At 64.5% G+C, this 12,213-nt stretch carries 13 protein-coding genes and 2 tRNA genes; 5 read left to right on the forward strand and 10 right to left on the reverse strand.

Features of this window, described 5'->3' with window-relative positions:
• Positions 1 to 4: 4 nt before the first annotated feature.
• A complete protein-coding gene (locus LT988_RS17650) occupies positions 5 to 484 on the forward strand; it encodes a hypothetical protein (RefSeq protein WP_232406843.1) in 480 nt (159 codons plus the stop codon).
• On the opposite strand, the gene LT988_RS17655 is transcribed toward LT988_RS17650, so the two are convergent.
• The 3 genes from LT988_RS17655 to LT988_RS17665 all read right to left on the reverse strand — a co-directional run bounded on the left by LT988_RS17655 (position 485) and on the right by LT988_RS17665 (position 3,198).
• Positions 485 to 1,441, reverse strand: coding sequence for an IS1595 family transposase (locus tag LT988_RS17655; protein ID WP_232406844.1), 957 nt, complete (start codon positions 1,439 to 1,441; stop codon positions 485 to 487).
• A gap of 104 nt (positions 1,442 to 1,545) precedes the next feature.
• Complete coding sequence (locus tag LT988_RS17660; RefSeq protein ID WP_232406844.1) at positions 1,546 to 2,502, reverse strand: IS1595 family transposase; 957 nt, start codon at positions 2,500 to 2,502, stop codon at positions 1,546 to 1,548.
• 231 nt (positions 2,503 to 2,733) lie between these two features.
• Positions 2,734 to 3,198 carry a DUF1643 domain-containing protein gene (locus LT988_RS17665; RefSeq protein WP_232406845.1) on the reverse strand — a complete coding sequence of 155 codons (465 nt, stop codon included), beginning with the start codon at positions 3,196 to 3,198 and terminating at the stop codon, positions 2,734 to 2,736.
• A gap of 258 nt (positions 3,199 to 3,456) precedes the next feature.
• Here LT988_RS17665 and LT988_RS17670 point away from each other — a divergent pair, with 258 nt between their 5' ends.
• Both LT988_RS17670 and LT988_RS17675 read left to right on the forward strand, forming a co-directional pair.
• Positions 3,457 to 4,182 carry a TVP38/TMEM64 family protein gene (locus tag LT988_RS17670; RefSeq protein ID WP_232406846.1) on the forward strand — a complete coding sequence of 242 codons (726 nt, stop codon included), beginning with the start codon at positions 3,457 to 3,459 and terminating at the stop codon, positions 4,180 to 4,182.
• A 443-nt stretch (positions 4,183 to 4,625) separates the two neighbouring features.
• Positions 4,626 to 6,167, forward strand: a complete 1,542-nt coding sequence (locus tag LT988_RS17675) for a transposase (protein WP_232406847.1) — start codon at positions 4,626 to 4,628, stop codon at positions 6,165 to 6,167.
• Here LT988_RS17675 and LT988_RS17680 read toward each other — a convergent pair.
• The gene (locus LT988_RS17680) at positions 6,150 to 6,638 is read right to left on the reverse strand and encodes a hypothetical protein (protein ID WP_232406848.1); all 489 of its coding nucleotides are present in this window, start codon (positions 6,636 to 6,638) and stop codon (positions 6,150 to 6,152) included. The genes LT988_RS17675 and LT988_RS17680 overlap by 18 nt on opposite strands.
• Before the next feature lie 926 nt (positions 6,639 to 7,564).
• Here LT988_RS17680 and LT988_RS17685 point away from each other — a divergent pair.
• A complete protein-coding gene (locus tag LT988_RS17685) occupies positions 7,565 to 7,777 on the forward strand; it encodes a hypothetical protein (protein ID WP_232406849.1) in 213 nt (70 codons plus the stop codon).
• 75 nt (positions 7,778 to 7,852) lie between these two features.
• Here LT988_RS17685 and LT988_RS25305 read toward each other — a convergent pair whose 3' ends face one another.
• From LT988_RS25305 to LT988_RS17710, 6 genes are all read right to left on the reverse strand, one after another.
• Positions 7,853 to 8,170, reverse strand: a complete 318-nt coding sequence (locus LT988_RS25305; protein ID WP_269752058.1) for a tyrosine-type recombinase/integrase — start codon at positions 8,168 to 8,170, stop codon at positions 7,853 to 7,855.
• 10 nt (positions 8,171 to 8,180) lie between these two features.
• Entirely contained in the window at positions 8,181 to 8,741 is a 561-nt protein-coding gene (locus LT988_RS25310; protein ID WP_269752059.1) for a tyrosine-type recombinase/integrase, read from the reverse strand.
• The gene (locus tag LT988_RS17695; RefSeq protein WP_232406850.1) at positions 8,738 to 9,316 is read right to left on the reverse strand and encodes a tyrosine-type recombinase/integrase; all 579 of its coding nucleotides are present in this window, start codon (positions 9,314 to 9,316) and stop codon (positions 8,738 to 8,740) included. The genes LT988_RS25310 and LT988_RS17695 overlap by 4 nt, the downstream gene beginning before the upstream one ends.
• The gene (locus LT988_RS17700; RefSeq protein WP_232406851.1) at positions 9,292 to 9,990 is read right to left on the reverse strand and encodes a site-specific integrase; all 699 of its coding nucleotides are present in this window, start codon (positions 9,988 to 9,990) and stop codon (positions 9,292 to 9,294) included. The genes LT988_RS17695 and LT988_RS17700 overlap by 25 nt, the downstream gene beginning before the upstream one ends.
• Before the next feature lie 888 nt (positions 9,991 to 10,878).
• Positions 10,879 to 10,954 (reverse strand) — tRNA-Glu (locus LT988_RS17705).
• Between the two features lie 56 nt (positions 10,955 to 11,010).
• Positions 11,011 to 11,086: transfer RNA gene (locus LT988_RS17710), tRNA-Ala, on the reverse strand.
• Between the two features lie 192 nt (positions 11,087 to 11,278).
• Between LT988_RS17710 and htpX the strand changes: the two genes are divergently transcribed.
• Positions 11,279 to 12,166, forward strand: coding sequence for a protease HtpX (gene htpX, locus LT988_RS17715; RefSeq protein WP_232406852.1), 888 nt, complete (start codon positions 11,279 to 11,281; stop codon positions 12,164 to 12,166).
• Positions 12,167 to 12,213: the final 47 nt, after the last annotated feature.

The raw sequence follows: 12,213 nt of genomic DNA on the forward strand, positions 1-12,213 counted from the left end.
CTTGGTGCTCGACTTTGCCGACACGCCCGAAACCGCCCTCGATCCCGATCGTGGCCTGCTGCCGATCGTCTTCCTGCTCGGCGAGGGCTCGTTGGCGGATGCTCTGCAGCGGACCGCCGAGAGCGGCCGCCGGCGAGCGCCTGCCCCTGGGCTCTCGGGTGCATCGGCGAGCATTGGGGACGCGCAACGCGTCGCTGCGGAGCTCACGCCGCTGGTTGCGCTGCTCCTATATCTCTGCGCCGAGAACGCCGAGATCGTCGACGGTGAGCGCCGACCCGCCAACCCGATGCCGAAGCGCACCAAGGGCGGTCTGCGCCTGTTCGCTCCGGATGCGGCGACAGCTTGGGATGTCGGGGTCCGCTTGGGCGCGGCTTTGCGCCAAGCCAATCGCGAGACACCCGCCGATGCGGGCGAAGCGGAGGGTGCGAGCCGTAACGGGCCGCGACCGCATATCCGCAGAGCGCACTGGCATATCTATTCCTGATTAGCAAGGAAGTTCAGCCACGCGCCGGATCCACGGCTCCGGGCGCGGCGCGCAGGTCACCGCCGCCACCAACAGGCGGGTCGGCAGCGCCTGCAGATCGAAGCGGCGGTTAAAGCGATAGGCGATCGCGCCGAGGTAACGCTGGGCATACTTGCCGAAGTCGAAGCTATGATAAGCACCGCTGAAGCTGGTTTTGAGATTGCCCAGGACGGTGTTGATCCAGCGGAACATCGGCAGATCCTTGGGTTTGCGCGCACCGACGACGGTCGGCTGGTGGGTGCAGCCGATGTCGGTGACGCCGGCGAAGCAGGCCAGGCCGTCGGAGATGACGGTGCTGGACGGGGCGAGGTTCGCGCCCGCCCAGTCGGCGATGGCGCTGCGGGTGAAGCCGGGCAGTCGGGTGAACTTGGCGCGCAGCGGATGGCCTTGGTCGTTGAGCGAGACCGCACCGATGAAGGGCACCTTGTTCTCGGAACCGCGCCCGACCGTGCCGCCGGCCAGTTCACCGCCGAGGTAGGCGTCGTCGACCTGCACGGTCCCGCACAGCACCGTGGCGACCTCGCGCTCGAGCATCGCCTGCATCAGCTTGTGATGGATCAGCCAGGCGGTCGGATAGCTGACCCCGAGATCGCGTTTCAGGGCCAGGGCCGAGAGTCCGGTCTTGGCCTCGCCGATGAGATAAATCGCCAGGAACCACACGGTCAGCCCCAGCTTGGTGGCCTCGAACAGGGTCCCGGCGATCAGCGAGGTCTGATGATGGCAGGCGTTGCATTGGAAGGTCTTGCGGGCGCTGCTTCGCAGCACGCAGTGCGCGGCAGCGCCGCAGTTCGGGCAGCGAAACCCGTCCGGCCAACGCGTGCGCTCCAGCGCCGCCTCGCACTGCGCCTCGGTGCCGAACTGTTGGAAGTGCTCGAACAACGACATCCCGTGCTGGAACTGGATCCGATTCATGGCCATGGCAGACTCCGTCGGGTGGTGGACCTGCGACCAGTCTGCGCCCGCCGGTGGCTCATTCCGTGAGCCTGGCGGAAGATTCTTTCTAATCAGGTATCTATTCCTGATTAGCAAGGAAGTTCAGCCACGCGCCGGATCCACGGCTCCGGGCGCGGCGCGCAGGTCACCGCCGCCACCAACAGGCGGGTCGGCAGCGCCTGCAGATCGAAGCGGCGGTTAAAGCGATAGGCGATCGCGCCGAGGTAACGCTGGGCATACTTGCCGAAGTCGAAGCTATGATAAGCACCGCTGAAGCTGGTTTTGAGATTGCCCAGGACGGTGTTGATCCAGCGGAACATCGGCAGATCCTTGGGTTTGCGCGCACCGACGACGGTCGGCTGGTGGGTGCAGCCGATGTCGGTGACGCCGGCGAAGCAGGCCAGGCCGTCGGAGATGACGGTGCTGGACGGGGCGAGGTTCGCGCCCGCCCAGTCGGCGATGGCGCTGCGGGTGAAGCCGGGCAGTCGGGTGAACTTGGCGCGCAGCGGATGGCCTTGGTCGTTGAGCGAGACCGCACCGATGAAGGGCACCTTGTTCTCGGAACCGCGCCCGACCGTGCCGCCGGCCAGTTCACCGCCGAGGTAGGCGTCGTCGACCTGCACGGTCCCGCACAGCACCGTGGCGACCTCGCGCTCGAGCATCGCCTGCATCAGCTTGTGATGGATCAGCCAGGCGGTCGGATAGCTGACCCCGAGATCGCGTTTCAGGGCCAGGGCCGAGAGTCCGGTCTTGGCCTCGCCGATGAGATAAATCGCCAGGAACCACACGGTCAGCCCCAGCTTGGTGGCCTCGAACAGGGTCCCGGCGATCAGCGAGGTCTGATGATGGCAGGCGTTGCATTGGAAGGTCTTGCGGGCGCTGCTTCGCAGCACGCAGTGCGCGGCAGCGCCGCAGTTCGGGCAGCGAAACCCGTCCGGCCAACGCGTGCGCTCCAGCGCCGCCTCGCACTGCGCCTCGGTGCCGAACTGTTGGAAGTGCTCGAACAACGACATCCCGTGCTGGAACTGGATCCGATTCATGGCCATGGCAGACTCCGTCGGGTGGTGGACCTGCGACCAGTCTGCGCCCGCCGGTGGCTCATTCCGTGAGCCTGGCGGAAGATTCTTTCTAATCAGGTATCTATTTGACCGGGAGGGGGAAGCGCGGACGGCGGGTGCGCTGGTTGGCACCGATCGCGGTGAACTTGGCGGATCCGGATGGATTGGGGGCGACCGTGCGGCCGGTGCATGGGGCGAAGAACTGACCCGCCCGAGGGGCTATGGCCAGGGTACCGGCGAAAGCCCTTGCGGTAGGTAGAGCGGGTGGCCCGGGTGGCCGTCCTTCGTCGGTCTCAGGCAGTGCAGCCGCGGCAGCATCGTGACCACGGCATCGCCGCGTCCCCGAAAGACGCCGTGAACGCCCCATGCGGCTACGATGATCGGGGCATGATTCGCCACCTCGCGCAGCCAGGCATCGTTGTCCGGTCCCACCGGGTCGTCCGCGGCCATCAGATCGGCTGGTTTCGTCGCGCGGTACGCGAATAGATTGGTCATGCAGAGTCCCGCATAGCCCCAGTCGCGCGCAAAGGCGATGCAGCGCCGGATGGTCGGGTCATCCCGGTCCGCGTCGGCAGTGCTGGGGTTCAGCGCCACGATCAGTGCCTCGCCTCCGGGACCGCCCCAATGCCGCCACAGGGCGTAGCGGTAACGCCCGCAGGGGCTGATGACGGCAGATCCCTTCATCGCATCATTCCTCCGGAACGAGATGCCGCCGGTGGTCGCCCGGTTCATGCTGGGCGAGCCCATTCGACTATCCTAGTCCGTGCCCGTCGTAACGTGCATCGCTTCGCACTCCGACCGGCCGGCAGCCACAGTGGGCGCCTCACTCGTAACGCGCCCGGCGACCGGGCCGGCTCGTTGGACGAACGCCGGGGCGGATAACCTGAGTCGGGGGACGATGCAATCGCTTCGTCGAACTTGGATCTTCCGGGATTGTTGCCGATGTTACCGAAACCGACCACCGCATCCACCGGAGCCGACCGCCGAAGCGGCTTTCCGGTACGTCTGCGCGTTGGCGTCGCACTGGGCGTGCTTCTGCTCGCTGCGCTCTGGTGGGCTTTCGGCGCGAACATCGACGGCTCGCTCACGGACTGGACAGCGCTGTTCCTCGATCGGATGGCGCAAATCCCGCCCTGGGTATACCTGATCAGCTTCGTGGTCCTTCCCGCCTTCGGCGTGCCCATCCTCGCCTACTATCTGACGATCGGGGTCGTGATCGACGGCTTGGGCTGGACGCTGCTCGCGGCCTGGACCTGTATGGCCGCAAACATGGCCTTGTCCTATGTGCTCGCGCGGGGTCTCCATGGCCCGCTGAACGGCTTGGCGACGCGCCGCGGCTACCGGATCTCGGGCCTTCGACCCGGCGATGAATGGAAGGTCATCCTCATGGTCCGGGCGTCCCCGCTGCCTTGGATGATGCAGAATTATCTGCTCACCCTCGGCGGTGCGCGCTTCCGCCCGTACCTGCTGGTCGGAATCCCGGTGCAGGCGTTGGTCGGCCTGGGCGTGATTCTGCTCGGCGACGCCATCCTCTCGGGCGATCTGCGGTGGGCGCCGATCGGGCTCTTCCTGGTTGCTGCCGTTTGGGTGGGCCTTCGGGTCATTCGTATTCGCGGCGGCTCGGCGCCGCCGTTGCGGGTATCGCCGCCGCCGATTCCGGGCGATTGACCGAGGCAACCCTGGCACGGCGGGTAAGCGCCGTTAGGTCAAATCGCAGCGACAAGCCGATCCGCCGACGGACGGCATGCGTCGCGCCGTCATCGGACGGTGATGTCCGACGACCTTTATCGGGGTCTGCAGCGCACGCGTCGACTGCGGTCACCCAACCGTCAAATCCCGAGTCTATTGTTCCGGAACATCGCGAGTCGCCTTGGATTGTCACCGTGAACATCCGTCATGTCCTGCTTTCGATGATTCTTGCGTCGGGAATCGGATTCGGTGGACTGCCCGCCGCCGCTACTGAAGTCTGTACAACAACCTTCGGCGACCTCGGTCTGCCCTTGACCTATGCCGGGAACGCACCGACTGCGGCGCCCTTCATCCTAAAAAGAGCAGTTAAACCTTGCCTCGAGTGATCCAAGCCGCTGAAATATCGGCGCAAGGAGGTCCCCATGAGCAACCCGATCCCTCACCCGCAGGGTGAACCCGAAACCACCGCATTGGTACCGCATGCCGGCCCGGTTGCGGTGGACACGTTTGGCGGGCGCGTCCACGTCGAGTGGGATGCGCAGGCGGCGGTCACCCCGCTGGGGCAGCTGCCGTTCTTCACCGAGTTTTTGCGCCTGGGCGGGCGCTTCGATGCCTGGGTCGAGAGCTGCCCGCTGAAGCTGACCAGCCCGAACGCCCCGAGCACGCGCGACGTTCTCGGTACCGCCATCCTGGCGGTGCTGTCCGGGCATCAGCGCGATGCCCACATCAGTGCCCTGCGCGGCGACACCATCAACGCCGCCCTGCTGGGCATGGAGGCGGTGGTGAGCGAGGACTCGGTGCGCCGCAACCTCGGCAAGCTCGATGAAGCCGACGGGGTGGCCTGGTTGCAGAACCATCTGGACGCCTGCGTGGCCCCGGTGCCGGGCGTGCCCTGGATTCTCGATACCGACGTGACGGTCAAGCCGCTCTACGGGCATCAAGAGGGTGCGCTCAAGGGCTACAACCCGCACAAGCCGGGGCGCCCTTCGCACACCTACCACACCTATTTCGTCGCCGGTCTGCGTCTGATCCTGGACGTGGAGGTGCTGGACGGCAACCAAACCGCGTCCAAGTACAGCGCGCCGGGGCTATGGGAGTTGCTCGCGCGCCTGCCGCGGGCGCACTGGCCGCTGTGCATTCGCGGCGACCGCGATTGGGGCACCCAAGCCAACATGGCACGGGCCGAGCAGGAGGGGATCCCGTATCTGTTCAAGCTGCGCATGACCTCCAAGGTCAAACACACCGTCGAGCGCCTGATGCGCGACGCCGAGTGGCGCGATGCCGGTCAAGGCTGGCAGGGGGCCGAGACGACCCTGCGTCTGTCGGGCTGGAGCCGTGCCCGGCGCGCCGTCGTGCTGCGCCGGCGCATCAAGGCCGACCTGGCCGTCGTCGATCAGAGCGATCCCGAGCAGCTGCGCCTGAGCTTCGCCGAGCTCACCGACGAGACGATCGTCTACGAGTACGCCGTGCTGGTGACCTCGCTGCCCCATGAGATCCTGAGCGTGGCGCAACTCTATCGCGATCGCGCCGACGCGGAGAATCCCTTCGACGAGCTCAAGAACCATTGGGGCTGGGGCGGCTTCACCACCCGCGACATCAAGCGCTGCCGCTTCATGGCGCGCATCACCGCCTTGACCTACAACTGGTGGAGCCTGTTCGTGCGCCTGGCCGACCCGACTCGGCACACCGAGGCGATCACCAGCCGCCCGCTGCTGCTCAGCGCACCGGCACGACTGACCCGTCACGGCGGGCAGACCCGCCTGACCATCAGCCATCCCCACGCCGAGGCGGCGTGGGTGGAGGCGACCTGCCGCGAGATCGCGGCCTTCTTCAACACGCTGCGCCGAACTGCGGAGCAGTTGAGTCCCCTGCAACGCTGGTACCGGATGCTCTCGCGGGCGCTGGTGAAGTACCTCAACGGCCGCCAATTGCAGCCGCCGGCGGTGTTACCGGCCCCGGCGTAGCCGCCGAACCGCCGGTATGTGTACTCGCCCGCGGGCCGAAAACGCTCCGCGACGGGCGCTAACTGCTCTTTTTAGGTTGATGCGATGCAACGCGCTGTGCACGTAATGCACGCGCCGTCGCACCCAGCGCAACGCCCCGGGCAGCTCGATGTCCAGACGGTGCTGCGTGCACAGCGCTTCCAGGCTCGGGGCCTGCTCGGCCGCACGCACCACCGCCTCGACCCGGGCGAGCGTGCCCGAGAGGCGCGCGGCCAGACAGTCGGGGAGCAGGCTGAAGGTGCGATGCCCCTCGGGACAGTACCAGCGCGCCACGCGCGTGCCGGGCGGGGAGACGTGTGCATAGGTCCCGTGCCGAGCGAAGTGACACCCGCCGTGCGGATGCAGCGGACAGCACGGAAGACTTGCATCCAACCAGGCGCGCTGGATAACGTAGTCCGCGCCGGTGAGATGACACTCGAAGCGTAGTTGCACCGGCCACCGGCCCGCACGGTTGCACCCGTGGCGGGCCTTCTGATTTGGAGGAGGGTGATGCGATTGTGCCGGGGCGAGCGCAAGAGTGCACGCCGGTGAAGCGTGCGGGACATCCGCGCTCCGCGCTTATCGCATTGCCTCACCGGAAAACGACTTCACCGGTGGAATAGTCCCTGCAAAAATGGCCGGTGGTTTGCGGATCAGGATGGGAAACAACAGCGGGTGCGCACGCAATTGCGTCGCCGCCACAAACTCCGGAGCCGTGCGCAAGGATATGCGCGGTTTTCCAATGCGCATTTGTACGACCATGTTGGACTGTTCAAGGTCCCCACCACCGCAGGCTGGACATCGGCGCATGCCTCGGCGTGAAGCACATCGGAAAGCCGTGTACGGGAGAACCGTATGCACGGTTGTGTATCCAGCTAAGGCTGGCGTTTTCAGCAGGAGACAGTCCTGCCGGGGTAACAGTCAGGAGCCCCGTAGCTTGGATCGCAGGGTGGCGGGAGACCAAGACTCTGAAGCCGATCGACAGCACCTTCCTTGGGGAGGTGGCGAGTCACCAGGCCGTAACACCAGTGAACGCAATGATGGCCTCGACAATGCGTAGCTCCGAAGGCCGAGCCTGCAACCGTGGGGCGAAGGCAGCATGGCGGATCGAAATCTGATCGAGACGATCCGAGCACTTCGGCGGGGTGAGTAGCGACGGCATGGTGGCAAGGACACGCTAAGCAACTGGAGAAGCCCGTCTCGCCCCGGGGCGAAATCCCCGGAGCAAGGAAGATCCTATAACCGGCGACACCGGGAAGTGGATCGAAGGCGAGCAGGTGGCGGATGGGCGTGTAGTAGCGTTGAAGCGGGGTAATGCCCGTGGAGCGAAGACGCCCTACTGTTGGCAATCCTTCAACAAGAGGGGAGGCAGGGGCGAGATGACAAAGACGCCCATTGATCTGCAAGACCTGAGGAAGAGGATCTACATCAAGGCGAAGGCCGAACCGGCCTGGCGCTTCTGGGGACTCTACGTCCATGTGTGCAAAGAGGAGACCCTGCGCGCGGCCTATGCGATGGCGAAAGCGAACAACGGTGCACCCGGCAGTGACGGGGCACTCGGCGATGAAGGCCCAGTGTCGACCCCTACGTAAAGGTGCCAACTATGTAAAGCTGGCCTGCTGGCTCCTGCAATACCGGGCGTCGGAGCCAGCAGCTTCTTTACATAGTTACAGCGTTTCAAGGAATGCTCGCAATGCGTCGGGCGGGCGATAGCGGGGGAGCGCTGCACGAGGTTCGTCGAGTCGCGCGAGCGCCTGTTCCTTCATCGTCAGATCCGCTTCCACATACCGATGTGTGGTCGTGGCGCTTTCGTGGCCCATCCAAAGCGCGATGACGCTGAAGGCCACACCGGATTGCAGCATATGCATAGCCGTTGAGTGACGAATCGTGTGCGGAGAAACATGCCGTTTCGCGAGGGAGGGATGCGCTTGGGAGGCACGGGTCACGGCGATAGCGAATCGTTGGTTGACGTTTTGGCGTGTCATGGCGCGACCGTCACGATTGGGTGCTCGGATGCAGCGGCACTTGCCGGGACTTGGCGAATTTGGTCCGCCGGACCGTCAGCAGACCGGCGCGCAGGTCGACATCCGCATCAAGCAGATGCAGTGCCTCGGAGACTCGCAGACCGGTTGCCGCCAGCAAGCCGAAGAGGGTCTCATAGGTGGCGCCGCGCAATGGCGGCTGGAGATGACCGGCTGCGACCAGTAGGTCGGCGATCTCTTGCTCGGCGTAGATGTGGGGCGTCAGCCGCCGATCGATGTTGCCGAAGACGCTGTCATCCGGCACCTCGGTGCCCGGCTCGAACTGTTGCATCCATCGGGCAAAGGGACGCAGGATCTTCAGTCGTCGGGCCCAGGTCATCGGGTTGTCGCTGCCATTGTTCGGGCGGCGTGCCCACGCGGCCATGACCTCGACGGTGAGCGGCCCTTGTGTTTCCAGGCCATCGATGTAACGAGCAAGGCTCCCGAGGGCATACCCCATCGAGCGCGAGTCAAACCCGAGCCGCTGGCGTTCGGCCAGGAATTGCGCGACGTACGTTTGCATGGCGGTCTTCATGCCGCACCTCCTGGCCATGGCAAAGCGACCGCGGTCAGATTCCGGCTGTCGAGCTTGGCGTAGATCAGCGTGGTATTGAGCGAACGATGACGTAGGACATCGGCCACCTCCTTGAGCGAGCTGCCGCTTGCCAGCAGGCGACTGGCCATGGTGTGGCGCAGCAGGTGCGCGCGTGTGTAGGGCAAACCGGCACGGGCATAGGCTTGGCGAATGGTCTTGCGCACGCAGTCGGCACCGAGCGGGCGGTCACTCGGGGCGACACGGCGAACGAAGACCGCCCGACTGGCGCTCCGCGGGCGTTCGTGCAGGAGGTAATCGACGATGGCGCGTCCCGTGGTCGGCGGCAACGGCAAGCTGTCTTCACGGCGACTCTTGGTCCGGCGCAAGGTGATCGTACCGGCTTGCCAGTCGATATCGTCGGGGCCAAGGTTGGCGATCTCCCCGCTGCGCAGGCCTAGATCGAGGGCGCAGCGCACCATGGCGGCAGCGCGCCGCGCCGACGGCCCCTCCCAACCGAGCGAATCCACCAGGCGCTGGACTTCGGCATCGTTCAGACCCTTCGGCAGCGCGGCCAACTGCCAGTTGGCCGATAGGGCAGCACCCCGAGCAGCGCATGCACCCGATCACCACAGGTGGCGCGGAAGCGGAAGTAGCCGCGCAACGCCGAGATCAGCGTGGCGGCGCTCTCCGGAGTGGTGTAAAGCTCGCTCTGGTTGGCGAGAAACCGACGCACGCGCTCGGGCGTGATGGCGTCGAACTCGATTGCCTGATCGCCGAATTGGTCGACGAGCAGACGACGGACCGTGCGCAGATACTGGGCGCGCGTCTTTAGGGCGAGTCCCTGCACGCGATTCATGCGCTCGTCGAAGCGAAGCAGCTCCTCGTCCGCAGGCGTCGTCGGCACCATTCGCTCGGGGATCGCTCCCTCGGCGCGCAGAACGATCAAGAGGTGCCCGAGCGCGGCGCTCAGTTCCTCGCGTGTGCGAACCACCGGTGCAGCGCAATCGCACCGCGGCAGATGCCCGTCGAAAAACCCCGTGATCCGATCTTCATCGAGGGACTCGACCCGCAGTCGGCACCGGTCCATCCACCGTCCGAAGTGGGCCAGGCAGCGGAGATAGGTCGCAGTGGTTTGAGAGGCGTAGTCGCGCGCGTCGAGGTAGCGCGCGAAGGCGTCTACGTAAGGTGCCAGCGGGCTGCGACGCAGCTGGCGGAGTGATCGTTCGGGAAGTCGGCGTGTAGGACTCATCGCGGTCTCCTGAAGTGGCTGGAGCCTCTCAGTAAACCGCAAAACTATGTAAAGCTCGCTCTTCGCTAAATCCAAGAAAACCGGTAAAAACAGAGGCTTGCGAGTACGTCCGTGCCACGCTTTACATAGTTGGCAACTTTACATAGGGGTCCGGAACGGCCCTTCGGGTGTGCTCGTTCCTTGGGTCGGTGTAAAAAATCCTGACACCGTATATAAGTAAACGATGTAGGTCTGCAGTGGGTCGAGACCGGACCTTTCCGCCGCCTCTCGTCCGGTGCCGCAGTACGGAAAGTTCGGCGGAAGTCGGGTGAGCGAATCTTAGAAATCCATGACGAGATAATGTTGTAAACACCACCCCCGCCAGCCCAAGCAATCACCATGCCCGACCCAATTTATCGGAGCAACCTATTAAGCACGCAATTTGCTTAATTTTCATTACACTGTTTTAGAATCCCTTATTTCTGAAGGCATATTCCGCGCCCGATAGACCCTGACTATAAATCGACCCGGCCACTGCATCGGGGTCGCGAGGCGAGGCGTCTTTTTTAGGGTTCCAGCCGGCCACAATCCCGGCCACTTCGAGGCCCGCCTTTTTTTTAGCCTCGCGGCGCTAACTTAGGCGCTGACTTTTTTAGAACGACGGGCGGCAACATGCGCGGGCGCGGATGCAGATCCTGGTGACCGGCGAGGGGTAGATCTGGGGTATTGATCGAGCAGGATACGGACCCGCAGAGCGGCGCAGTCATGCCCGAAACTGCGCCGTTTTCGGTCGCCACCAGACCCGGCGAGCAGGCCGGGCGCTGGGCGATAATACGGAAAAGGTACGGAAGGCTAGTGCGGTAACTGGCTTGATTCGGTGAAAACCTACTCTAAATCAACGCCTTAAAGTGGCGTCCCCACGGGGGTTCGAACCCCGGTTACCGCCGTGAAAGGGCGGTGTCCTAGGCCACTAGACGATGGGGACGGTGACCGTTTTCGAAGATCCGACGGTGATCATGGTGTCGGATCCTTTTGATGGATTGGTGGAGCCAGGCGGGATCGAACCGCCGACCTCAACACTGCCAGTGTTGCGCTCTCCCAGCTGAGCTATGGCCCCGATGTCGTCGAGACGCGGAATATTACCGGCGGACTTTTCGTTTGTCCAGACCGGTTTTCATGCTTTGTTGCGGGCGGCGCGACCCAATATGCTGGGCGACTCGGTATGAGCCCGCATGCGCGCTTGTGTGGGGCGCGCCGCCGGTGCATCGTATGGCCGCTTTCGACATCTATCCTCACGGAGCCTCAATCTATGATGCGGATCTTATTGTTTCTCGCGACCAACGCGGCGATTCTCGTCGTCATCAGCGTGGTCTTCCGGTTGCTGGGGATCGACGGGCTGCTGCTTGAAAGCGGCGGGATCGACATGAACGCGCTCTTGATCATGTCGGCGATCATCGGCTTCAGCGGATCGCTGATCTCGCTGTTCCTCTCGAAGATGATGGCCAAACGCGGGATGGGCGTGCAGGTCATCGAGCAGCCGTCCACCCCGTTCGAGCGCTGGTTGATGGAGACCGTGGCGCGTCAGTCCCAAGCGGCCGGCATCAAGATGCCGGAGGTCGGTATCTTCGACTCACCCGAGCCCAATGCCTTTGCCACCGGCTGGAATCGCAACGATGCCTTGGTGGCCGTCAGCACGGGACTCTTGCAGCACATGACCAAGGACGAGGTCGAGGCGGTCGTGGGTCACGAGATCAGTCACGTCGCGAACGGCGACATGGTGACGCTGGCGTTGATCCAGGGTGTGGTCAACACCTTCGTGGTGTTCCTGGCGCGGATCATCGGCCACACGGTCGATCGGGTTGTCTTCAAGAACGAGGAAGGCCACGGCATCGCCTATTTCGTCGTCTCGATCGTCGCCGAGATCCTACTCTCCTTCCTGGCCAGCATGATCGTGATGTGGTTCTCGCGCTACCGCGAGTTCCGGGCCGACGAGGGCGGTGCGCGTTTGAGCAGCCGGACCCAGATGGCCAATGCGCTGCGTGCCTTGCAGCGTGTCCATCAGCCGCATGATCTGCCGGCGGGTGAATTTGCGGCCTTCGGCATTTCGGGGAACATCGGTGAGGGTCTGAAGGCGCTGTTCGCCAGCCATCCGCCGTTGGAGAAGCGGATCGCGGCCCTCGAGCAGACGCGCGACTGACCGCGGGGCATCGACTCGCCGAATCGAGCGAGTCGTTGCCGATCGCT

Source organism: Thiocapsa bogorovii (assembly GCF_021228795.1).
GTDB classification, from domain to species: domain Bacteria; phylum Pseudomonadota; class Gammaproteobacteria; order Chromatiales; family Chromatiaceae; genus Thiocapsa; species Thiocapsa bogorovii.

What these genes read in the sequence shown, in the direction of transcription:
- LT988_RS17655 (WP_232406844.1), bottom strand. Translation starts at nt 1,441, where the DNA reads ATGGCCATGAATCGGATCCAGTTCCAGCACGGGATGTCGTTGTTCGAG.
- LT988_RS17660 (WP_232406844.1), bottom strand. Translation starts at nt 2,502, where the DNA reads ATGGCCATGAATCGGATCCAGTTCCAGCACGGGATGTCGTTGTTCGAG.
- LT988_RS17665 (WP_232406845.1), bottom strand. Translation starts at nt 3,198, where the DNA reads ATGAAGGGATCTGCCGTCATCAGCCCCTGCGGGCGTTACCGCTACGCC.
- LT988_RS17670 (WP_232406846.1), top strand. Translation starts at nt 3,457, where the DNA reads ATGTTACCGAAACCGACCACCGCATCCACCGGAGCCGACCGCCGAAGC.
- LT988_RS17675 (WP_232406847.1), top strand. Translation starts at nt 4,626, where the DNA reads ATGAGCAACCCGATCCCTCACCCGCAGGGTGAACCCGAAACCACCGCA.
- LT988_RS17685 (WP_232406849.1), top strand. Translation starts at nt 7,565, where the DNA reads ATGACAAAGACGCCCATTGATCTGCAAGACCTGAGGAAGAGGATCTAC.
- LT988_RS25305 (WP_269752058.1), bottom strand. Translation starts at nt 8,170, where the DNA reads ATGACACGCCAAAACGTCAACCAACGATTCGCTATCGCCGTGACCCGT.
- LT988_RS25310 (WP_269752059.1), bottom strand. Translation starts at nt 8,741, where the DNA reads ATGAAGACCGCCATGCAAACGTACGTCGCGCAATTCCTGGCCGAACGC.
- LT988_RS17700 (WP_232406851.1), bottom strand. Translation starts at nt 9,990, where the DNA reads ATGAGTCCTACACGCCGACTTCCCGAACGATCACTCCGCCAGCTGCGT.
- htpX (WP_232406852.1), top strand. Translation starts at nt 11,279, where the DNA reads ATGATGCGGATCTTATTGTTTCTCGCGACCAACGCGGCGATTCTCGTC.